The organism is Streptomyces sp. NPDC086835 (assembly GCF_044745705.1).
GTDB lineage: Bacteria > Actinomycetota > Actinomycetes > Streptomycetales > Streptomycetaceae > Streptomyces.
In genome coordinates this window covers 1271591-1292551 of record NZ_JBIVAU010000001.1, presented here as the reverse complement: position 1 = coordinate 1292551, position 20961 = coordinate 1271591, and the positions used below count along the sequence as shown (strand labels likewise).

Genomic DNA, 20961 nt, shown 5'->3' with positions numbered 1-20961 from the left:
CGCTCCTAAAGTGGTGCTCAGCATCGTGCCCGATCCGTGCCCGACAGGTCGGTAACCCACGGTCAACAGCGGGTGCCAGGAAGAGCACATGGCTTCGCTCTGGCACCCGTTGCCGCTGTTCAGGCTGCCAACAGCCGTCGGCAGCACGGTGATTCCCAAGCTCAGGGCTCTCGCCCCAGACCGCTGCGGCCCAGCGCTTAGGCGTTCTGCACCTGTGGTGGTTGGCGCTACCGCCTTCCCAGCGAGGTGACCCGAACGGGGAAACGTCACCCGTCTCGGCGCCGACGCCCATATCATCCTCAAGTGACCGACACATCCGGAGCTTTCGCTGTCGCCGCTCTCAGCTTGGCTGTGTCTACGGTGTCACTCAGTTGGCAAGTCGCTAGCCACTTCTTGAGCGGCGCCCGGGTGCGCTGCGAACTGTCGATCGCGATCCATGACGATGGGGATCCTGTCCCGTCCATCGTTTCGGAGGTTGTCGATCGCACTACAACGGACCTTCAACGCGTCCAAGGCGCAGATTTCGAATCGTACGTGCATGACGCATTCGGTGTGGTCGTACGCAACACTGGCCGTGGACCTGTGAGTGTGCGCGTGCCGTGTATATCCGACAGACGTCGCTCCTACTGGGGCGGAGCACCTTCTCGCGTCAGAGCGGTCGACTTCACGATGCAGGGCAGCGTCTGCCGTCTGGAGCCCGGCGAGGCGAAGACGTGGCTCTTGCCCATGTGGGAGATCATCGACGCCATACGCGCCTCCCGTCCCGGTGAGCCTCTGACCTGCCGGGCCGCAGTCCTTCTCGGCACCGGACGGTGGGTGAAGGGCAGCCGCGCCAACTCGTGGCATCTCCCGGCAGGGATGACACGCCTGAGACGCTAGACGTGTGCTTGCGCTTGGAGTCCTGCCCGGTGCCTGAGCTGTCCCACTGACATCCAACTCTGACTCAACACCCCTGGACGGCGGCGACACACAGCAGCCACGTGTGGCACGGATGCACGAGGCAGATCCCACCTGGGCCCGGTGCAGATCGAACTCCTAAAGCGGTGCTCACACACGAGCGCCCTCCCGGGCCGTCCTCGGGCCGTGGAAGGGCGCAATGGTGACCAACGTCGACAGCTACCGACAGCTCAGCAGCAGGTCGGGACGTTGATCGATGAGGTGGCCGCAGGTCACGGCCGCCCGTGATCAGTTGTGGCTGTGCAGCACGTCGTTGAGGCCGCCCCAGACCGCGTTGTTCGGGCGGGCCTCGACGGTGCCGGTGACCGAGTTGCGGCGGAAGAGGATGTTGCTCGCGCCGGACAGCTCACGGGCCTTGACGATCTGCCCGTCGGGCATCGTGACGCGGGTGCCGGCCGTGACGTACAGGCCGGCCTCGACGACGCACTCGTCGCCGAGCGCGATGCCGACGCCCGCCTCGGCACCGATGAGGCAGCGCTCGCCGATGGCGATGATCACGTTGCCGCCGCCGGACAGGGTGCCCATGGTGGAGGCGCCGCCGCCGATGTCGGAGCCGTCGCCGACGACGACGCCGGCGGAGATGCGGCCCTCGACCATCGACGTGCCGAGGGTGCCCGCGTTGAAGTTGACGAAGCCCTCGTGCATCACGGTGGTGCCCTCGGCGAGGTGCGCGCCGAGACGGACCCGGTCGGCGTCGGCGATGCGCACGCCCTTGGGCGCGACGTAGTCCGTCATCCGCGGGAACTTGTCGATCGAGGTGACCTGGAGGTGCAGACCCTCGGCGCGGGCGTTCAGCCGCACGGTCTCGACCTGGTCGACGGCGACGGGCCCGAGGCTGGTCCACGCGACGTTGGCGAGGAGGCCGAAGAGGCCCTCCAGGCTCTGCCCGTGCGGCTTCACGAGCCGGTGGGAGAGAAGGTGCAGACGCAGATAGGCGTCGTGGGCGTCCAGCGGCTTGTCGTCGAGCGAGGCGATGACGGTGCGCACGGCGACGACCTCGACACCGCGTCGCGCGTCGGGGCCGACGGCCTTCGCGGCGGCGGCGCCGAGGAGCTCCACGGCCCGCTCGGCGGTCAGCCGCTCGGTACCGGCCGGACCGGGCTCGGCGACGAGCTCGGGGGCGGGGAACCAGGTGTCGAGAACAACGCCGTCGTCGGTGACGGTGGCGAGGCCGGCGGCGACGGCGCCGGTGGTACGGGGTGCGGAAGACGTGTCGGTCATGACAGAAAACCTAACCGCCCTGGTGGCACCCGGGCTAACCGGTCTCAGTTGCCGGGCGCTACGGTGTGCCGACCGGGCCGCGGCGACGCCCCGGGCAGCAGCGCACGTACAGATCGACGCAGAACATTCGGGGGGACGACCGATGTCACACGGAAGCACGCCGCCGTACCCAGGACCGGCCGGCCCGCCCGGCTGGGGCGGCTGGATGCCGCCGCCCAAGCCGGGCGTCGTACCGCTCGCCCCGCTCCGCCTGGGCGACATCCTGGGCGGGGCGTTCGCGACGATCGGCCGGCACTGGAAGCAACTGCTCGGCGTGGCGTTCGCCGCCTACGGTATGGCGCTCGTGGCGATCGCCGGGGCGATCGGCATCGCCTACGCGGCCCACGCCGAACGGCTCGAGCGTGTGCTGGACGCCGATGCCGCGCCTGGCTGGGACGACGTCGCGCCCGTCGTCCTCACCTTCGGAGCCGTCTACGTCTTCGGTCTCTTCGTGGTGCTCGCCGCCAACGCCCTCGTCTACGCGAGCTGCCCCGCCGTCCTCCAGGACGCGGTGCTGGGCCACCCCTCGACGTTCGGCCGGGTGTGGCGCCGCAGCATGCGACGGGTGTGGTCGGTGCTCGGCGCGGTCCTGCTCACCTCGCTGATCGTTGCGGTCCCCCTGGTGCTGATCGGGACGGCCTTCGTGGCCGCCGTCATCACCCTCATCACGATGTCGTCGGATGCCGGTGGTTTCGGCTGGCTGATCCTGATCGGCTTCCTCGGTGCGCTGGTCACAGGTCCGCTGGCGGTCTGGCTCTGGGTGAAGTTCTCCCTCGCGCCGGCCGCCGCCGTCTTCGAGGGGCAGGGAGCCGTCGCGGCGTTGACCCGCTCGTCCCGGCTGGTCCGCGGCGACTGGTGGCGGATATTCGGGATATCGCTGCTGGCCTACGTCATGGCGGCGGTGGCGAGCTATGTCATCCAGCTGCCGTTCTCGTTCCTCAATCTCCTCGGCCCGGGCCTCACGGAGGACGTGTCGACGAGCGGTGCCGCTCTGACCGTCGTCATCACCTCGATGGTCTTCTTCCTCGTCACCGTGCTGATCGGGCAGGCCCTCACGGCCGCTTTCCCGCAGCTGGTGGTGAGCCTTCTCTACGTCGACCGGCGCATCCGCACCGAGAACCTCGCCCCGTCCCTGGCGGAGGCGGCCGCAGCGCCCCCTGCCGCGTACCACGGCCCGGCCGCGCTCTAGTCGAGCAGCGTCTTCTTCGGCCTCAGCACACAGAACTCGTTGCCCTCGGGATCGGCGAGGACGACCCAGGTGGCGTCCTCGCCCTGCCCGACGTCGACCTTGCGGGCTCCCAGACCGATGATCCGCTCCACCTCGGCGTCCCGGTCGTCGGGGCTCAGGTCGAGGTGGAGCCGGTTCTTGACGGCCTTGTGCTCCGGCACGGTGAGGAACACGATGCCGGGCAGCGCGCTCGCCCCGGCACCGATGATGATCTCTTCCGGGTCCTCGTAGATGATGTGCCAGTCGAGCACCTCGGCCCAGAACCGGGCGAGCTTCGCAGCGTCGTGGCAGTCGATCGCGATCTGATACAGAGAAACGGCCATGCCCGCCAGTGTGCCTGGCGGGCATGGCCGTCGCAGTCCGTTTCCGGAAGCGTCAGACGTTGAAACCGAGCGCTCGGAGCTGCTCCCGGCCGTCGTCCGTGATCTTGTCGGGACCCCACGGCGGCATCCAGACCCAGTTGATCTTCAGCTCGTTGACGATGCCGTCGGTCGCGGCCTTCGCCTGGTCCTCGATCACGTCGGTCAGCGGACAGGCCGCCGACGTCAGCGTCATGTCCAGCGTCGCGACGTTCGAGTCGTCGATGTGGATGCCGTAGATGAGGCCGAGGTTGACGACGTCGATGCCCAGCTCGGGGTCGACGACGTCGTACAGCGCCTCGCGGACCTCCTCCTCGGACGCCGGCTTCGTGAGAGTCGTCTCGTTCTCGCTCATGCGGTCTTCCTCGCAGCCTTGTCTTCGCCCATCGCCTGGGCCGTCGCGTCCTTCCACGCCATCCAGCTCAGCAGCGCGCATTTCACACGGGCGGGGTACTTGGAGACGCCGGCGAACGCCACCGCGTCCTCCAGCACCTCCTCCATCGCGTCGTCCGGCTCGATCTGCCCCTTGGACTGCATCAGCTCCAGGAAGGTGCCCTGGATCTTCTGCGCCTCCGCGAGCTCCTTGCCGACCAGAAGTTCGTTCAGGACGGAGGCGCTGGCCTGACTGATGGAACAGCCCTGGCCCTCGTAGGACACGTCCTCGATACGCGATCCGTCGTACTTCACACGGAGGGTGATCTCGTCGCCGCACGTCGGGTTGACGTGGTGCACCTCGGCGTCGCCGTCCCGCAAGCCCCGCCCGTGGGGGTGCTTGTAGTGGTCCAGGATGACGTCCTGGTACATCGAATCCAGCTTCACAAGTCGCCGCCTCTACCCGAAGAAGTTACGGACGTGCTCCAGGCCGTCGACCAGAGCATCGACCTCTGCCGGCGTGGAGTACAGATAGAACGACGCCCGCGTGGTCGCAGGAATTCCGTACCGCAGGCAGACGGGGCGCGCGCAGTGGTGACCCACGCGCACCGCGATGCCCTGCTCGTCGAGTACCTGGCCCACGTCGTGCGGGTGGATGTCGCCGAGCGTGAAGGAGATCGCCGCGCCGCGGTCCTCGGCCGTGGCGGGGCCGATGATCCGCAGGTCGGGGACCTCCAGCAGCCGCTTCACCGCGTACTCGGTGAGCACGTGCTCATGCTGGGCGATCTTGTCCATGCCGATCGAGCTCAGGTAGTCCACGGCCGCGCCGAGGCCGACGGCCTGGGCGATCGGGGGCGTGCCCGCCTCGAACTTGTGCGGCGCGGGAGCGTAGGTGGACGAGTGCATCGAGACGGTCTCGATCATCTCGCCGCCGCCCAGGAACGGCGGCAGGTCCTCCAGGAGCTCCTGCCGGCCCCACAGCACACCGATGCCGGTCGGGCCGCACATCTTGTGGCCGGTGAAGGCCACGAAGTCGGCCTGCAGCGCCTGCACGTCCAGCACCATGTGCGGCGCGGCCTGCGAGGCGTCGATCAGCACCAGCGCGCCGACGTCCTGCGCCCGGCGGACGATCGCCTCGACCGGGTTGACCGTGCCCATGATGTTGGAGACCAGCGTGAAGGAGACGATCTTCGTCTTCTCGGTGATGACCTCTTCGATGTTCGACAGGTCGAGCCTGCCGTCGTCGGTGAGGCCGAACCACTTCAGCTTCGCGCCGGTGCGCTGCGACAGCAGCTGCCACGGGACGATGTTGGAGTGGTGCTCCATCTCCGTGATGACGACCTCGGTGTCGCTGTCCACGCGGTAGGGCTCATCGGCCCAGCCCAGCATGTTGGCGACGAGGTTGAGCGACTCCGAGGCGTTCTTGGTGAAGATCACCTCGTCACGGCTCGGCGCGTTGATGAAGGCGGCGACCTTGTCGCGGGCGCCCTCGTACAGCGCCGTGGCCTCCTCGGCGAGCACGTGCACGCCGCGGTGGACGTTGGCGTTGTGCTGCTCGTAGTACTCGCTGAGTACGTCGATCACCTGGCGCGGCGTCTGGGAGGTCGCCGCGTTGTCCAGGTAGACGAGCTTCTTGCCGTCATGGAGCACCCGATCGAGGATCGGGAAGTCCTTACGGATCGCCTCTGTGTCCAGGAGGCCCGGCAGTGTGATCACGCGGTGACGCCTCCCTTGGTGGTGTATGCCTCGTAGCCCTCGTTCTCCAGCTTGTCGGCGAGCTCGGGGCCGCCCGACTCCACGATGCGGCCGTTCGCGAAGACGTGCACGTGGTCGGGCTTGATGTAGCGCAGGATGCGCGTGTAGTGCGTGATCAGCAGGGTGCCGACCTCGCCGCTCTCGCGGACGCGGTTGACGCCCTCGGAGACGATCCGCAGCGCGTCGACGTCCAGGCCGGAGTCGGTCTCGTCGAGGACCGCGATCTTCGGCTTGAGCAGCTCGAGCTGGAGGATCTCGTGGCGCTTCTTCTCACCGCCGGAGAAGCCCTCGTTGACGTTGCGCTCGGCGAAGGCGGGGTCCATGTTGAGGCGCTCCATGGCCTCCTTGACCTCCTTCACCCAGGTACGCAGCTTGGGGGCCTCGCCGCGGATGGCGGTGGCGGAGGTGCGCAGGAAGTTGGAGACGGAGACGCCGGGGATCTCCACCGGGTACTGCATGGCGAGGAAGACGCCGGCGCGGGCGCGCTCGTCGACGCTCATCTCCAGGACGTCCTCGCCGTCCAGGGTGACGGTGCCGCTGGTGATCGTGTACTTGGGGTGGCCGGCCAACGAGTAGGCGAGGGTCGACTTGCCGGAGCCGTTGGGGCCCATGATGGCGTGGGTCTCGCCCTGCTTCACGGTCAGGTCGACGCCCTTGAGGATCTCCTTCGTGGCGTTGTCGGCCTCGACGGAAACGTGCAGGTCGCGGATTTCAAGCGTTGCCATGGGTGACTCAGGACTCCTGGGTGACGGAGACGAGCACATCGTCCCCTTCGATCTTGACGGGGTATACGGGGACGGGGCGCGTCGCGGGAAGGCCCGACGGCTTGCCGGTACGGAGGTCGAAGGCGCTGCCGTGCAGCCAGCACTCGATCTGGCAGTCCTCCACCTCGCCCTCCGAGAGGGAGACGTTGGCGTGCGAGCAGATGTCGTGGATGGCGAACACCTCGCCCTCCGTGCGCACCACGGACACCGGCGTGCCGTCGAGTTCCACCCGCTTCGGGGTGTCCTCCTCCAGCTCGCTCAGCGCACAGGCTTTGACGAAGGCCATCAGGCGGACGCCTCCAGTACCGACGCCTCCAGCTCGGCGTCGATCTTGGCGAGCAGGCGCTCCTCGACGTCCGGCAGACCGATCTGCTGGACCAGCTCGGCGAAGAAGCCGCGGACGACGAGGCGCCGGGCCTCGGCCGCCGGGATGCCGCGGGCCATCAGGTAGAACAGCTGCTCGTCGTCGAAGCGGCCGGTGGCCGACGCGTGACCGGCGCCGGCGATCTCGCCGGTCTCGATCTCGAGGTTAGGCACCGAGTCGACCCGCGCGCCGTCCGTGAGGACCAGGTTGCGGTTCATCTCGTAGGTGTCGGTGCCCTCGGCCACGGCGCGGATGAGCACGTCACCGATCCACACCGCGTGCGCGTCGTCGCCCTGCAGCGCGCCCTTGTAGACGGCGTTGGACTTGCAGTGCGGCATGTTGTGGTCCACGAGGAGGCGGTGCTCCTGGTGCTGGCCCTTGTCGGTGAAGTACAGACCGAAGAGCTCGGCCTCACCGCCGGTGCCGGCGTAGGAGACCCGCGGGTGGAGCCGCACGACGTCGCCGCCGAAGGTGACCACGACCGACTTGAAGGAGGCGTCCCGGCCGACCAGCGCGTTGTGCTGGGCGATGTGGACGGCCTTGTCGTCCCAGTCCTGGACCAGGACGACGGTCAGCTTGGCGCCGTCGCCCAGGATGTAGTCGACGTTCGCCGCGAGCACGGCGTCTCCGGTGTGGTCGATGACCACGACCGCCTCCGCGAAGGCCCCGAGCTCGACGACCTGGTGGCCGAAGGCCGTGCCGCCCTCTCCGTGCACCGCGATGCGGATCGGCTCTGCGAGCTGCGTCTCCTTCGGCACGGTCACGACCGTGGCCTGCTCGAAGGAGGAGTACGCCTGGGCGGCGACCCGGTCCACCGGGGTGCCGGCCTTGCCGAGCCGCGCGTCGTCGCGGCCTACGGTCTCGACGGTGACGCCCTCGGGGGCGTCGATGTCGACCTTGATCCCGGTGCCGGTCGCGACGGCGGTGCCGTCGTGCAGACCGGCGAGGCGCTCCAGCGGCGTGAACCGCCATTCCTCCTCGCGGCCGTGCGGGACCGGGAAGTCCGCCACGTCGAAGGACGGGGGCGCACTCATACGGGTGGCGACGGTCGACTCGGCGGCCACCGCGATCGAGCCGGCGGTGGTGGAGCCCACCGGGATGTTCTGAGCCTCAGCCATGGCTGTCGTCTTGCTCTCTTCCTACGTCAGAAGTCAGTCGCTGCTTGCGGTCCCGGGAGGCGTCAGCCCACCGAGCCCTCCATCTGCAGCTCGATCAGCCGGTTGAGCTCCAGCGCGTACTCCATGGGGAGTTCCTTGGCGATCGGCTCGACGAAGCCGCGCACGATCATCGCCATCGCCTCGAACTCGGTCATGCCGCGGCTCATCAGGTAGAAGAGCTGGTCCTCGGAGACCTTGGAGACGGTCGCCTCGTGACCCATGGAGACGTCGTCCTCGCGGACGTCGACGTACGGGTAGGTGTCCGAGCGGGAGATCGTGTCGACCAGCAGCGCGTCGCAGAGCACGTTGGACTTCGCGCCCGGCGCGCCCTCGCCGATCTCGATCAGACCGCGGTAGGACGTACGGCCGCCGCCTCGCGCCACCGACTTGGAGACGATGTTGGACGAGGTGTTCGGGGCCATGTGGACCATCTTGGCGCCGGCGTCCTGGTGCTGGCCCTCGCCCGCGAAGGCGATGGACAGGGTCTCGCCCTTGGCGTGCTCGCCCATCAGGTAGACGGCCGGGTACTTCATGGTCACCTTGGAGCCGATGTTGCCGTCGACCCACTCCATGGTCGCGCCCTCGTACGCCACGGCACGCTTGGTGACCAGGTTGTAGACGTTGTTCGACCAGTTCTGGATGGTCGTGTAGCGGCAGCGGCCGCCCTTCTTGACGATGATCTCGACCACGGCGCTGTGCAGCGAGTCCGAGGAGTAGATCGGGGCGGTGCAGCCCTCGACGTAGTGGACGTAGGCGTCCTCGTCGACGATGATCAGCGTCCGCTCGAACTGGCCCATGTTCTCCGTGTTGATACGGAAGTAGGCCTGCAGCGGGATGTCCACGTGGACGCCCTTGGGGACGTAGATGAACGACCCGCCGGACCACACGGCCGTGTTCAGCGACGCGAACTTGTTGTCGCCGACCGGGATGACGGTGCCGAAGTACTCCTGGAAGAGCTCCGGGTGCTCCTTCAGCGCGGTGTCCGTGTCGAGGAAGATGACGCCCTGCTCCTCCAGGTCCTCACGGATCTGGTGGTAGACGACCTCGGACTCGTACTGCGCGGCGACACCGGCGACCAGGCGCTGCTTCTCCGCCTCCGGGATGCCGAGCTTGTCGTAGGTGTTCTTGATGTCCTCGGGCAGCTCCTCCCACGAGGCGGCCTGGGCCTCGGTGGAGCGCACGAAGTACTTGATGTTGTCGAAGTCGATGCCCGAGAGGTCGGAGCCCCAGCTGGGCATGGGCTTCTTGTCGAAGAGGCGCAGACCCTTCAGCCGCAGCTTCAGCATCCACTCCGGCTCGTTCTTCTTCGCGGAGATGTCGCGGACGACGTCCTCGGAGAGACCGCGCTTGGCCGCGGCACCCGCCGCGTCGGAGTCGGCCCAGCCGAATTCGTACTTACCCAGGCCCTCGAGTTCGGGGTGGGCAGTCTCCGTGGGGAGAGTCATGCGGGGTTCCTCCCGGCCGTGCTTGCAGAAGCTGATGGTGTGGTGCGGGTCTGTGTGGTGCTGTCGCCAGGCGGGTCGCCCGGTGGCGGCGAGGTGCCGCCCTGGGGCGCACCGCGCGGGATGAACGTGGTGCAGACGCCGTCGCCGTGGGCGATGGTGGCGAGCCGCTGCACGTGCGTCCCGAGGAGGCGCGAGAAGACCTCGGTCTCCGCCTCGCACAGCTGCGGGTACTTCTCGGCCGCGTGGGCGACCGGGCAGTGGTGCTGGCAGAGCTGCTCGCCGACCGGCGCGCTACGGGCCGTAGCAGCGTACCCGTCGGCGCTCAGGGCCTTCGCCAGCGCTTCCGTACGCTCCTCGGGCGCCGCGGCCTCGACGGCCGCGCGGTAGGCCACGGCCTGCGCCTCGATCCGGTCCCGGGCGAAGGCGGCGACGGCGGCCTCTCCTCCGGCGTTCTCCTCGATCCACCTCAGGGCGTCCACGGCCAGCGTGTCGTACGACTGGTCGAAGGCGTCCCGGCCGCAGTCGGTCAGGGCGAACACCTTGGCGGGCCTGCCGCGGGTGCGGGCCCCGTAGACACGCTGCTCGCGCGCCTCCACGACGTTCTCGGAGACGAGGGAGTCGAGGTGCCGGCGGACGGCCGCCTGGGTCAGCCCCAGACGCCCTGCGAGATCGGCCACGGTGGACGGGCCGTGGTCCAGGATGGAGCGCGCGACACGGTTGCGCGTCGAGCGCTCACCGGTCGCGAGTTCCTCCTGGGGAGCCTCGCCGACGTTTTTCACAACGCCATTGTTGCGTAATTCCTCAGAGAGTGACAAGCGGCGTCCCGATCACCGCCCGGTGCCGTACGTCACTTAGGCATACCTAAGCTGACCTGCGGAAATGATCAATCGGAGGGCTGAAGCCCTGGTGAGGCCCCCTGGGCCGCGCACCCGTCCAGGCGGGCGCCCCGGGACCCGCGGGCCGGTCACCGCCGGCGCCCGCCTAGACTTCCCGGCATGCTGAGCGAGCCTGCCGTCCGGATCCGGGGCCTGGTCAAGCGGTACGGACCCAAGGCCGCCGTGGACGGCCTGGACCTCGATGTCGCACCCGGCTCCGTGACCGCCGTCCTCGGGCCCAACGGGGCCGGCAAGACCACCACGATCGAGACCTGCGAGGGCTACCGCCGCGCCGACGCCGGCACCGTGCGGGTCCTCGGCCTCGACCCGGTCGCCGACGCCGCGCGGCTGCGGCCCCGCATCGGCGTGATGCTCCAGTCGGGCGGCGTCTACTCCGGCGCCCGCGCCGACGAGATGCTCCGCCACATGGCCTCCCTGCACGCCCGCCCCCTGGACGTGGACGCCCTGATCGAACGCCTCGGCCTCGGCAGCTGCGGCCGCACGACGTACCGGCGGCTCTCCGGCGGCCAGCAGCAGCGCCTCGCGCTGGCCATGGCCGTGGTCGGCCGCCCCGAGCTGGTCTTCCTCGACGAGCCCACCGCCGGTCTCGACCCGCAGGCCCGCCGCGCCACCTGGGAGCTCGTCCGCGAACTGCGCGCAGACGGTGTCACCACCGTGCTGACCACGCACTTCATGGACGAGGCCGAGGAACTCGCCGACCACATCGCGATCATCGACGCCGGCCGCGTGGTCGCCCAGGGCAGCGCGGAGGAACTGTGCCGCGGCGGCGCGGAGAACACCCTGCGCTTCACCGGACGCCCCGGCCTCGACGTCGGCTCCCTGCTGAAGGCGCTCCCCGACGGCTCGGCGGCGGCGGAGCTCACACCGGGCGAGTACCGGATCACCGGCGAGGTCGATCCGCAGCTCCTGGCGACGGTCACCTCATGGTGCGCCCAGCACGGCGTAATGCCGCACGGCATCTCGGTGGAGCGGCACACCCTCGAGGACGTGTTCCTCGAACTGACGGGCAAGGAGCTGCGCGGATGAGCGCCGGCACGTACACACCGGCGCCGGGCGCCGCACCGCTGGGCCGCATGATCGTCTCGCAGGCCGCCTTCGAGACGAAGATGCTGCTGCGCAACGGCGAGCAGCTGCTGCTCACCGTCGTCATCCCGTCGCTGCTGCTCGTGCTGTTCTCCACCGTCGACATCGTCGACACCGGGGAGGGACGGGCTGTCGACTTCCTCGCCCCCGGTGTCCTCGCGCTGGCCGTGATGTCCACCGCCTTCACCGGCCAGGCCATCGCCACCGGGTTCGAGCGCCGCTACGGGGTGCTCAAGCGGCTCGGGGCCTCACCCATCCCCCGCTGGGCCCTGATGACCGCCAAGACGCTCTCCGTCCTGGTGACGGAGATCCTCCAGGTGGTCCTGCTGACCGTCATCGCGTTCGCGCTCGGCTGGTCGCCGCAGGGCAATCCGCTCGCCGTACTGCTGCTGCTCGTCCTCGGCACCGCCGCCTTCTCCGGCCTCGGCCTGCTCATGGCCGGCACGCTCAAGGCCGAGGTCACCCTCGCGGCGGCCAACCTCGTCTTCCTGCTGCTGCTCGTCGGCGGCGGGGTGATCGTGCCGCTGGACAGGTTCCCCGACGGCGTCGCGTCCGTGCTGGGACTGCTGCCCATCTCCGCGCTCTCCGACGGACTTCGTGACGTCCTCGGGCACGGAGCGGGCATGCCGTGGGGCAATCTGGGCATCCTCGCCCTCTGGGCGGTGCTCGGACTGGGCGCGGCCGCCCGGACCTTCCGCTGGGAGTGACACGCGCGCCGGGACGACCCTGCCGAGACCCGCACGGAGCGCACGGTGGGAGGCCTGGATGGAGCGAGCTGCCGCGCTGCGGCTGGACGCGGAGTGGGCGAAGGTCAGGACCGGCAGGCCCGCGTCCTCGTCCGGGACGCGGATGCGGATGCTCACCGAGCTGATCTCCGCCCTCGCCCAGCACGCAGAGGGCGACCTCGCCCTCTCCGCACGGCTGAGCCTGCGGTACGGGGACCTGGCCCGGCACCACTTCGACACCGGCCGGCGCGCCGACGCGCTGAGCGCCGTCGAGAAGGCCGTCCGGCACTGCGCCGAGCCCGCCCGGCACGACGACGAGCACGCCCGCTGGTACGCGCGGGCGCTGATCAGCCAGTCGGTGTACCTCGCCGAGCCGCTCAGCGACGAACTGGGCCTGCCCCGCTACGCCTTCCGGCCGCACGGCGAACAGCCGTGCGCCGAGGACCGCCTGGCCGGACTCGCCGCGGTGGAGGCCACCCACCGGGCGATCGCCGTGTGGGAGCGGCTCGACCTCTGCGACCCGGTCAACCGCGAAGGCCTCGCCCAGGCGCACGTCTTCCTCGGCGACCGCCTGGAGGAACTCGGCAGGCCGGTGGACGCGGCGGAATGGGCCGTACGGGCAGAACGGGAGTTCCACGCGCTCTGGCAGCCGCCCGACCCGGCGGAGCGCGCCCACGCCGCGATGCTCGAGCACCTCGGTGACCAGCTGGAACGCCGCCTGCGCCGCTGCCCGTTCGAAGGCGGACTCACTCAGCTGCACAAACGCGAACTGCTCCCGCGGCGCCTGCTGCCGCTCGCGGTCCTGTCCGCACGGATCGACGGCGTGGCGCCCGAAGCGGTCGCGCAGGGCCTCGGACTGGACCGCGCCGAGGTGGACCGGATCCTGCGCGCCAACTCCTGGCGGGCGGTGTGGCGGTTCGACGTATGCCGGGCCGACGGCTCCTGGGAGCCGCTGGCGCACCCCTGGCGCGGCATGGACGCGGTCACCGACTGCACGGCGGAGGCGGTGGCCGCGGAACTGACGGACGCCTTCCTCCACTCGCCCGACGTGCCGCCCGAGCCCACTCGCTGGCGTTTCGCACTGTGGTGGGACGAGGAGGACCACCTCGACGGCTCCCGCTTCCGCATGACGTCCGCGCCGGCGTCCGGGGAGCCGTCGACGAAGGCGTCGACGCCCCCGCCGTCCCCCTCCCCCGTGCCCTCCGCGGACCCCTCGTGAAACCGTGCACAAGGGCCCGCTTACGATAGGGGCCGTGCAGACCCCCCTCGCCTATATCGCCCAGCGCTGGACACCGTCGCCCAAAATCCTGCGGCGTGCCGCGCTCTCAGCCATCGTGATGACCGTCGTCATCATCGTCACCGGCGGCGCCGTACGGCTCACCGGCTCCGGCCTCGGCTGCGACACCTGGCCCAAGTGCACGGACGACAGCCTCTTCGCCACACCCGAGCAGGGCCTCCACGGCGCTATCGAGTTCGGCAACCGGATGCTGACGTACGTCCTGTCGGCGGCCGTCGGCTGGGCGATCATCGCGGTGCGTTCGGTGAAGCCGCGGCGGCGCGCTCTGACCAGGCTGGCCTGGGCGCAGTTCTGGATCGTCATGGGGAACGCCGTCATCGGCGGCGTCACGGTGTGGGCGGGCCTCAACCCGTGGTCCGTGGCCGGCCACTTCCTGCTGGCCAACGCGCTGCTCACGGTCGCGACCGTGACGTGGGTGCGCACCCACGAAGGCGACGGCGCACCGCGGCCGCGGGTCCCGCGGCCGGTCCGAAAGCTGTCCTGGGCGATCGTCGCGGTCTCCGCGGTGCTGATCACCCTCGGCACCACGGTGACCGGCTCCGGCAAGCACGCGGGCGACAGCAGTGACGTCCCGCGCATGCCGTGGGACTGGGCCGCCGCCGCGCACATCCACGCGATCGCCGCGTGGGTGGTGTGTGCGCTGGCCGTCGCGATGTGGCTCGTCCTGCGCGTGGTCGACGCCCCCGACGACACCCGCGCCCGCGCGCGTGACCTGCTGCTGGTGGTGCTGCTTCAGGGCGTGCTCGGCTACGTCCAGTACTTCACCGGGGTTCCGGAGCTGCTGGTCGGCGCGCACATGCTCGGTTCCTCCCTGATGTGGATCGCGGTGCTGAGGCTGGCGCTGAGCCTGCGTGAGCGGGAGGCGCTGCCACTGCCGACCACGACGCCACGGGACGCGGACGCGCTGACCTCGGCCTGACACGCGCCTCCGCTGCGCGGGGTCTGTCCCCTACCCGCCCCTTCTTGTGATCGGGGGCTCTGCCCCCGGGCCCCCGCGCCTCGATCGCCGGCGTGGCTGGATGCCGCGCAGCGGGCATGTCCAGCCCGTCCGGCGATCGAGGGCACCGCGCGGAGCGCGGTACGGGGACCGGGGCTTGCCCCGGTTCTCGGGAAGGGGCGGGTAGGGGGACAAGCCCGCCGCAGGCGCAGCGCGGCGTCAGCCCGTCAGCCCGTACACCCGCTCCGCGTTCCCCGCCGCCAGCATCGTCGCCACCCGCTCCGCGTCGCCCCGCGACCACGCGCCGTCCGCGACCCAGCCGCCGAGCACCCGGCCGAGCGCGTCGCGGAAGGACCGCGCTCCGACGACATGCAGCTCCGGCAGGCCCCGCGCGCCGCTGGAGAACAGGAGCTTGCCGAAGGGCGCGAGTTCGAGGATCTCCGCCAGGACCGCCGCCGCCCTCGCTCCGGTCTGCCCGAGGGCGGGGCCGAGGTCGGCGTAGACGTGCGGGTACGCGCCGGCGAGTTGCGCGACGCTGCGGTGGTGCGGATAGCCGTGCAGCAGGACCAGGTCCGTGCCGAGGCCGGCGGTCGCCGCGGCGAACCTCGCGAGCGGCATCGGGTCCTGTACGCCGATGTGCAGTTGCAGCGGCAGGCCGGTGGCGAGAGCGGCCCACAGCAGGTGCCTCAGCAGGACCGGATCGGTGAGCGGGTCGCCCATCCGGCGGCCGGTGAGCCAGCGGCCGGCCGCTCCTCGTACCTCGCCGGGTCCTGGTGGCTCCGGCCGGTCCGCCAGTCGTCCGGCGGCGACGGTGGTGAAGGCGACGGCCGAGCCGGCCGCCCCGTGGACGGCTTCGGCGAGGTTCGCGAGGAAGGACTCGACGGTGCCCGAGGTGTCCGCGACCTGCTCCGCGAGCAGCTCGAGGCGGACGATCTCGCGCGCCTGGGCCGCCCCGGCCGCGGCGAGTTCCGCGGGGCCCGCGAGGTCCCCGGGCAGGCCGGTGTCCACGAGGTAGGTGGCGATCCCGGTGCCCCGCAGAAGGCGTCTGCCCGCCTCGACCACTCCGAGCTCGCGGCGGCGGGCCAGGTAGTGGGCGGGCGGGCAGTGCGGTTCGAGCCCCAGAAGCGGCGGGCACCAGCGCCGGACCGCGAAACCGGTCTGGGTGTCGAAGAAGGTGGTGCCGGAGGCCGGCGGGGCCCCGGCGGCGGGGCCCAGGTACGTCTCGAAGGTGCCGAGGCCCAGTTCCGTGCGGAGCACCCCGTGGCAGTACTGGTCGACCAGACGCACAGAGGACGCGGCGTCGATCATCGGGAGCTCCCTGTCTAGGACCGTGCTTCCACAGTCCTAACGGGTGAGCACCGCGTGAGGTGTTGGTCAGGCGTTGGAGGGGCCGCCGACCTGGATGCCTGCCATGCGGCTCCACTCGTACGGGCCGGTGCGGACCTTCGCGGCGAAGTCGCCGTCGAAGGACTCGTGCAGCGTGATCCCGGACTTCTCCGCGGCGTTGACGGCGACGGCGTGGTTCGGCGCCACGAGGTCCCCCCAGGCGCCGTCCTCGCCGACGAGCACGATCCGGGTGCCCATCTGGCCGATGTAGGCGAGCTGGCCCTCGGCGCCGCCGTGTGCGCCGGCGAAGGCCTTGATCTGCTTGGCGAGCTTCGCGGCCTTGCGCTCGGCGCGGGCGTCGGCGGCCGGCGAGGACGTGGTCTCTTCAACCTTGGTTTCTGCCATGAACCGCATGCTACTCGCGGGTAGATCGACTGGCGACGGCAGAACCGAGTGGCCTCGGCCACCTTGCGGGCGGCGGCTGCCGTCAGCGCAGGAAGGGGTCCACCGCGACGGCCACGAACAGCAGCGACACATAGGTGATGGACCAGTGGAAGAGGCGCATCTCCTTGAGCTTGCCGCCCGTCTCGCCGGCCTTGGCCCTGCTCTGCAGCGCGTGCGCCTCCCACAGCCACCAGCCGCCGGAGACCAGCGCGACCGCCGTGTAGAACCAGCCGGTGTAGCCGAGGGGGGTCAGCAGCAGCGAGACGGCGACCATGACCCAGCTGTAGAGGACGATCTGCCGGGCGACGACCCTGTTGCCCGCGACGACCGGGAGCATCGGCACGCCGACCCTCGCGTAGTCGTCCCTCACCTTCATCGACAGCGGCCAGTAGTGCGGCGGCGTCCAGAAGAAGATGACGAGGAAGAGGACGACGGCGGCCCACGACATCGAGTTGGTGACCGAGGACCAGCCGATCAGGACCGGCATGCAGCCGGCGATGCCGCCCCAGACGATGTTCTGCGCGGTGCGGCGCTTGAGGATCATCGTGTAGACGACGACGTAGAAGAGGAGTGCGCCGAGCGACAGCGCGGCCGACAGCCAGTTGACCAGCAGCCCGAACCAGAGCGTGGAGACCACGGCGAGGGTCAGTCCGAAGACGAGGCCTTCGCGCGGGGACACCATGCCGGTGACGAGCGGCCGCTGCGAGGTGCGGTCCATCAAGGCGTCGATGTCGCGGTCGATGTACATGTTGAGCGCGTTGGCGCCGCCGGCGGACAGGTATCCGCCGAGGCACGTGGCGAGCACGAGCCACAGGTCGGGAACGCCCTGCTCGGCAAGGAACATCACCGGAACGGTGGTGATCAGCAGCAGCTCGATGATCCGCGGCTTGGTCAGTGCCACGAACGCCTTGGCGCGGGCCCCGAACGGCCGATGGCCCCCCGGGCCGGTAGCCAAGACGACCCCCGCGGGTCGGGACTCGACGGCCGTCACGCACACCCCTGACAGAGAAATCCCAGCAAGTCTCTGGGAGTGCCTCCCATGCCAGAAGGGCCATGGGTGGAGTGAAGACCCGGTAAGACTTGCGCGTACCACGCCACTCTAGACGCTGCCCGTACGCCGATCTTCGCGGGGGTCGACTCGTGTTGAGCGCCGGCGCGACGCCGGGCGTATACATCGCCGACAGGCGGGGAACACCCGGTGCCCGCACTCTGGCAGTGTCCAATGGGAAAGACGCGAGACCGAAAAGGTGCGCGTTGCTGCGAGGGTAGGCTCGACAGCGCCCGGTACACGCCTCAGTCACCGGGATTCGACATGTGGAGAGGAGCCCTGACTCAGGGTGAGCACCAAGCCGACCACCACAGACCTCGAGTGGACCGCGTTGGACCAGCGGGCAGTCGACACCGTCCGCGTCCTGGCCATGGATTCCGTACAGAAGGTCGGCAACGGCCATCCGGGTACGGCCATGAGCCTGGCCCCCGCCGCGTATGTGCTCTTCCAGAAGCTGATGCGGCACGACCCCGCGGACGCCGACTGGACCGGCCGTGACCGGTTCGTCCTGTCCGCCGGCCACTCGTCGCTGACGCTCTACATCCAGCTGTACCTGGCGGGCTACGGCCTGGAGCTGGACGATCTGAAGGCGTTCCGCACCTGGGGCTCGAAGACCCCCGGCCACCCGGAGTACGGGCACACCACGGGCGTCGAGACGACGACGGGGCCGCTCGGCCAGGGTGTCGCCAACGCCGTGGGCATGGCCATGGCCGCCCGCTACGAGCGCGGCCTGTTCGACCCGGACGCCGAGCCCGGCACGTCCCCCTTCGACCACACGGTCTGGTGCATCGCCGGTGACGGCTGCCTCCAGGAGGGCATCTCGGCCGAGGCCTCCTCGCTGGCAGGCCACCAGAAGCTCGGCAATCTGGTCCTGCTGTGGGACGACAACCACATCTCGATCGAGGGCGACACGGAGACGGCCGTCTCCGAGGACACCCTCCAGCGCTACGAGGCGTACGGCTGGCACGTCCAGCGCGTCCAGCAGCTGGAGAACGGCGACCTCGACCCGGTCGGCCTCTACAACGCCCTGAAGGCCGCGCAGGCCGAGACCGAGCGCCCGTCCTTCATCGCGGCCCGCTCGATCATCGCCTGGCCCGCCCCGCACGCCCAGAACACGGAGGCCGCGCACGGCTCGGCGCTGGGCGACGAAGAGGTCGCGGCCACCAAGCGCGTCATGGGCTTCGACCCGGAGCAGAGCTTCGAGGTCTCCGACGAGGTCCTCGGCCACACCCGTGGCGCTCTCGACCGCGGCCGTGAGGCCCGCGGCGAGTGGGAGAAGACGTTCGCCGCGTGGCGTACGGCCAACCCGGAGCGCGCCGCCGAGTTCGACCGGATCCGCTCGGGCGAGCTTCCCGAGGGCTGGGAGGACGCGCTGCCGGAGTTCGAGACCGGCAAGGGTGTCGCCACCCGTGCCGCGTCGGGCAAGGTCCTCCAGGCGCTCGGCGCGGTCGTGCCCGAGCTGTGGGGCGGCTCCGCCGACCTGGCCGGCTCGAACAACACGACGATCGACAAGACGTCGTCGTTCCTCCCCGCGGGCAACCCGCTGCCGGAGGCCGACCCGTACGGCCGGACGATCCACTTCGGCATCCGCGAGCACGCGATGGCCGCGGTCATGAACGGCATCGCGCTGCACGGCAACACCCGCGTGTACGGCGGCACCTTCCTGGTGTTCTCCGACTACATGCGCAACGCCGTACGGCTCTCCGCCCTGATGCACCTGCCGGTCACCTACGTGTGGACGCACGACTCGATCGGCCTCGGCGAGGACGGCCCGACCCACCAGCCGGTGGAGCACCTGGCCTCGCTGCGCGCCATCCCGGGCCTGAACATCGTGCGCCCGGCCGACGCCAACGAGACCGCGATCGCCTGGCGCGAGATCCTCAAGCGGTACACCAAGGAGTTCGGCAAGGGCGCCCCGCACGGCCTCGCGCTGACCCGCCAGGGCGTGCCGACCTACGAGTGCAACGAGGACGCGGCCAAGGGCGGCTACGTGCTCTTCGAGGCCGAGGGCGGCGACGCCCAGGTGGTGCTGATCGGCACCGGCTCCGAGGTCCAGCTGGCCGTCGGTGCCCGCGAGCAGCTCCAGGCTGCCGGCATCCCGACCCGCGTGGTCTCGATGCCCTCGGTCGAGTGGTTCGAGGAGCAGGACCAGGGGTACCGGGACTCGGTGCTTCCCCCGTCGCTCAAGGCGCGAGTCGCGGTCGAGGCCGGCATCGGTCTGACCTGGCACCGTTACGTCGGTGACGCCGGACGCATCGTCTCGCTGGAGCACTTCGGCGCTTCCGCCGACGGCAAGGTCCTCTTCCGCGAGTTCGGTTTCACCGCCGAGGCCGTGGCCGCCGCAGCGCGGGAATCGATCGAAGCCGCCGCGCGCTGACGCCGGTATACGACAAGTAGGAGATGCATTTCTCATGACAGACGCACTCAAGCGCCTCTCCGACGAAGGCGTCGCGATCTGGCTGGACGACCTGTCCCGCACCCGGATCACCTCCGGCAACCTCGCCGAGCTGATCGACCAGCAGCACGTCGTGGGTGTCACGACCAACCCGTCGATCTTCCAGAAGGCGATCTCGGACGGCCACGGCTACGACCAGCAGCTGGAGGACCTCGCGGCCCGCAAGGTGACCGTCGAGGAAGCCATCCGCATGATCACGACGGCGGACGTCCGTGACGCCGCCGACGTGCTGCGCCCGGTGTTCGACTCGACCGGCGGCCAGGACGGCCGGGTCTCCATCGAGGTCGACCCGCGTCTCGCGCACAGCACCAAGGCGACCATCGCGGAGGCCAAGCAGCTCGCCTGGCTGGTGGACCGTCCGAACACCTTCATCAAGATCCCGGCCACCAAGGCGGGCCTGCCGGCGATCACCGAGGTCATCGGCCTCGGCATCAGCGTCAACGTCACGCTGATCTTCTCGCTGGAGCGCTACCGCGAGGTCATGGACGCCTACCTGGCCGGTCTGGAGAAGGCGAAGGCCGCGGGCCTGGACCTGTCCAAGATCCGCTCGGTGGCCTCGTTCTTCGTGTCCCGCGTGGACACCGAGATCGACAAGCGGCTGGACGCGCTGGGCACCCCGGAGGCCAAGGAGGCCCGCGGCAAGGCCGCCCTGGCCAACGCCCGGCTCGCCTACGAGGCGTACGAGGAGGTCTTCTCCTCCGACCGCTGGGCCGCGCTCGACAAGGCGCAGGCCAACAAGCAGCGCCCGCTGTGGGCCTCGACCGGCGTCAAGGACAAGGCGTACAAGGACACCCTGTACGTGGACGAGCTGGTCGCCCCCGGCACCGTGAACACCATGCCGGAAGCCACGTTGAACGCGACCGGCGACCACGGGCAGATCACCGGCGACACCGTCCGCGGCACCTACGAGCAGGCCCGCGCGGAGCTCGAGGCCGTGGAGAAGCTCGGGATCTCCTACGACGAGGTCGTCCAGCAGCTCGAGGACGAGGGCGTCGAGAAGTTCGAGGCGGCCTGGACCGACCTGCTCAAGTCGACCGAGGCCGAGCTCAAGCGCCTCGCACCCTCGGAGGGCTGAGCGACTTGTCCGGT

Annotated in this window: 20 protein-coding genes; 7 read left to right on the top strand and 13 right to left on the bottom strand. The window is 70.0% G+C overall.

Annotated features, from left to right (window positions below; translation table 11 throughout):
* Positions 1-1185: 1185 nt before the first annotated feature.
* Complete coding sequence (gene dapD, locus ACIPJI_RS05915) at positions 1186-2178, bottom strand: 2,3,4,5-tetrahydropyridine-2,6-dicarboxylate N-succinyltransferase (protein ID WP_356624024.1); 993 nt, start codon at positions 2176-2178, stop codon at positions 1186-1188.
* Between the two features lie 142 nt (positions 2179-2320).
* Between dapD and ACIPJI_RS05910 the strand changes: the two genes are divergently transcribed.
* Complete coding sequence (locus ACIPJI_RS05910) at positions 2321-3406, top strand: hypothetical protein (RefSeq protein ID WP_402244656.1); 1086 nt, start codon at positions 2321-2323, stop codon at positions 3404-3406.
* Here the strand turns inward: ACIPJI_RS05910 and ACIPJI_RS05905 are convergent.
* The 9 genes from ACIPJI_RS05905 to ACIPJI_RS05865 form a co-directional block, all read right to left on the bottom strand.
* Positions 3403-3768 carry a VOC family protein gene (locus ACIPJI_RS05905; protein ID WP_307705765.1) on the bottom strand — a complete coding sequence of 122 codons (366 nt, stop codon included), beginning with the start codon at positions 3766-3768 and terminating at the stop codon, positions 3403-3405. The genes ACIPJI_RS05910 and ACIPJI_RS05905 overlap by 4 nt on opposite strands.
* Before the next feature lie 52 nt (positions 3769-3820).
* The gene (locus ACIPJI_RS05900; RefSeq protein WP_005319013.1) at positions 3821-4159 is read right to left on the bottom strand and encodes a metal-sulfur cluster assembly factor; all 339 of its coding nucleotides are present in this window, start codon (positions 4157-4159) and stop codon (positions 3821-3823) included.
* Positions 4156-4623 carry a Fe-S cluster assembly sulfur transfer protein SufU gene (gene sufU, locus ACIPJI_RS05895; protein ID WP_307705767.1) on the bottom strand — a complete coding sequence of 156 codons (468 nt, stop codon included), beginning with the start codon at positions 4621-4623 and terminating at the stop codon, positions 4156-4158. Before sufU ends, ACIPJI_RS05900 begins: the two co-directional genes overlap by 4 nt.
* Positions 4624-4635: 12 nt before the next feature.
* Complete coding sequence (locus ACIPJI_RS05890) at positions 4636-5892, bottom strand: cysteine desulfurase (protein ID WP_307705768.1); 1257 nt, start codon at positions 5890-5892, stop codon at positions 4636-4638.
* Positions 5889-6656 carry a Fe-S cluster assembly ATPase SufC gene (gene sufC / locus ACIPJI_RS05885; RefSeq protein ID WP_159693145.1) on the bottom strand — a complete coding sequence of 256 codons (768 nt, stop codon included), beginning with the start codon at positions 6654-6656 and terminating at the stop codon, positions 5889-5891. Before sufC ends, ACIPJI_RS05890 begins: the two co-directional genes overlap by 4 nt.
* 7 nt (positions 6657-6663) lie before the next feature.
* The gene (locus tag ACIPJI_RS05880; protein ID WP_005319006.1) at positions 6664-6981 is read right to left on the bottom strand and encodes a non-heme iron oxygenase ferredoxin subunit; all 318 of its coding nucleotides are present in this window, start codon (positions 6979-6981) and stop codon (positions 6664-6666) included.
* A complete protein-coding gene (gene sufD / locus ACIPJI_RS05875; protein ID WP_307705769.1) occupies positions 6981-8177 on the bottom strand; it encodes a Fe-S cluster assembly protein SufD in 1197 nt (398 codons plus the stop codon). The genes ACIPJI_RS05880 and sufD overlap by 1 nt, the downstream gene beginning before the upstream one ends.
* 62 nt (positions 8178-8239) lie before the next feature.
* Positions 8240-9661 carry a Fe-S cluster assembly protein SufB gene (sufB, locus tag ACIPJI_RS05870; protein WP_005319002.1) on the bottom strand — a complete coding sequence of 474 codons (1422 nt, stop codon included), beginning with the start codon at positions 9659-9661 and terminating at the stop codon, positions 8240-8242.
* Positions 9658-10440: a metalloregulator ArsR/SmtB family transcription factor gene (locus ACIPJI_RS05865; RefSeq protein ID WP_356624016.1), complete on the bottom strand. Its 783-nt coding sequence runs from the start codon at positions 10438-10440 to the stop codon at positions 9658-9660. Before ACIPJI_RS05865 ends, sufB begins: the two co-directional genes overlap by 4 nt.
* Positions 10441-10656: 216 nt before the next feature.
* Between ACIPJI_RS05865 and ACIPJI_RS05860 the strand changes: the two genes are divergently transcribed.
* From ACIPJI_RS05860 to ACIPJI_RS05845, 4 genes are read left to right on the top strand one after another with little or no spacing between them, the layout of a single operon-like run.
* Entirely contained in the window at positions 10657-11583 is a 927-nt protein-coding gene (locus ACIPJI_RS05860) for an ABC transporter ATP-binding protein (RefSeq protein ID WP_356624015.1), read from the top strand.
* Positions 11580-12347, top strand: coding sequence for an ABC transporter permease (locus tag ACIPJI_RS05855; protein ID WP_307705772.1), 768 nt, complete (start codon positions 11580-11582; stop codon positions 12345-12347). Before ACIPJI_RS05860 ends, ACIPJI_RS05855 begins: the two co-directional genes overlap by 4 nt.
* A gap of 58 nt (positions 12348-12405) precedes the next feature.
* Complete coding sequence (locus tag ACIPJI_RS05850) at positions 12406-13584, top strand: hypothetical protein (RefSeq protein WP_402244652.1); 1179 nt, start codon at positions 12406-12408, stop codon at positions 13582-13584.
* 4 nt (positions 13585-13588) lie between these two features.
* Entirely contained in the window at positions 13589-14581 is a 993-nt protein-coding gene (locus ACIPJI_RS05845) for a heme A synthase (protein WP_402244650.1), read from the top strand.
* Positions 14582-14818: 237 nt separating this feature from the next.
* On the opposite strand, the gene ACIPJI_RS05840 is transcribed toward ACIPJI_RS05845, so the two are convergent.
* The 3 genes from ACIPJI_RS05840 to ACIPJI_RS05830 form a co-directional block, all read right to left on the bottom strand.
* The gene (locus ACIPJI_RS05840; RefSeq protein WP_402244648.1) at positions 14819-15907 is read right to left on the bottom strand and encodes an amidohydrolase family protein; all 1089 of its coding nucleotides are present in this window, start codon (positions 15905-15907) and stop codon (positions 14819-14821) included.
* A gap of 66 nt (positions 15908-15973) precedes the next feature.
* Entirely contained in the window at positions 15974-16330 is a 357-nt protein-coding gene (locus tag ACIPJI_RS05835; RefSeq protein ID WP_402244645.1) for a hypothetical protein, read from the bottom strand.
* Between the two features lie 82 nt (positions 16331-16412).
* The gene (locus ACIPJI_RS05830) at positions 16413-17366 is read right to left on the bottom strand and encodes a heme o synthase (protein ID WP_402244643.1); all 954 of its coding nucleotides are present in this window, start codon (positions 17364-17366) and stop codon (positions 16413-16415) included.
* Between the two features lie 340 nt (positions 17367-17706).
* On the opposite strand from ACIPJI_RS05830, the gene tkt reads away from it, so the two are divergent.
* Positions 17707-19794, top strand: coding sequence for a transketolase (gene tkt / locus ACIPJI_RS05825; RefSeq protein WP_356624009.1), 2088 nt, complete (start codon positions 17707-17709; stop codon positions 19792-19794).
* A gap of 34 nt (positions 19795-19828) precedes the next feature.
* A complete protein-coding gene (gene tal / locus ACIPJI_RS05820; protein WP_005318992.1) occupies positions 19829-20947 on the top strand; it encodes a transaldolase in 1119 nt (372 codons plus the stop codon).
* Positions 20948-20961 lie beyond the last annotated feature (14 nt).

Bases quoted from the DNA above. Each gene is read 5' to 3' on its own strand.
- dapD (WP_356624024.1), bottom strand. From the start codon at position 2,178: ATGACCGACACGTCTTCCGCACCCCGTACCACCGGCGCCGTCGCCGCC.
- ACIPJI_RS05910 (WP_402244656.1), top strand. From the start codon at position 2,321: ATGTCACACGGAAGCACGCCGCCGTACCCAGGACCGGCCGGCCCGCCC.
- ACIPJI_RS05905 (WP_307705765.1), bottom strand. From the start codon at position 3,768: ATGGCCGTTTCTCTGTATCAGATCGCGATCGACTGCCACGACGCTGCG.
- ACIPJI_RS05900 (WP_005319013.1), bottom strand. From the start codon at position 4,159: ATGAGCGAGAACGAGACGACTCTCACGAAGCCGGCGTCCGAGGAGGAG.
- sufC (WP_159693145.1), bottom strand. From the start codon at position 6,656: ATGGCAACGCTTGAAATCCGCGACCTGCACGTTTCCGTCGAGGCCGAC.
- ACIPJI_RS05880 (WP_005319006.1), bottom strand. From the start codon at position 6,981: ATGGCCTTCGTCAAAGCCTGTGCGCTGAGCGAGCTGGAGGAGGACACC.
- sufD (WP_307705769.1), bottom strand. From the start codon at position 8,177: ATGGCTGAGGCTCAGAACATCCCGGTGGGCTCCACCACCGCCGGCTCG.
- sufB (WP_005319002.1), bottom strand. From the start codon at position 9,661: ATGACTCTCCCCACGGAGACTGCCCACCCCGAACTCGAGGGCCTGGGT.
- ACIPJI_RS05860 (WP_356624015.1), top strand. From the start codon at position 10,657: ATGCTGAGCGAGCCTGCCGTCCGGATCCGGGGCCTGGTCAAGCGGTAC.
- ACIPJI_RS05855 (WP_307705772.1), top strand. From the start codon at position 11,580: ATGAGCGCCGGCACGTACACACCGGCGCCGGGCGCCGCACCGCTGGGC.
- ACIPJI_RS05850 (WP_402244652.1), top strand. From the start codon at position 12,406: ATGGAGCGAGCTGCCGCGCTGCGGCTGGACGCGGAGTGGGCGAAGGTC.
- ACIPJI_RS05840 (WP_402244648.1), bottom strand. From the start codon at position 15,907: ATGATCGACGCCGCGTCCTCTGTGCGTCTGGTCGACCAGTACTGCCAC.
- ACIPJI_RS05835 (WP_402244645.1), bottom strand. From the start codon at position 16,330: ATGGCAGAAACCAAGGTTGAAGAGACCACGTCCTCGCCGGCCGCCGAC.
- tal (WP_005318992.1), top strand. From the start codon at position 19,829: ATGACAGACGCACTCAAGCGCCTCTCCGACGAAGGCGTCGCGATCTGG.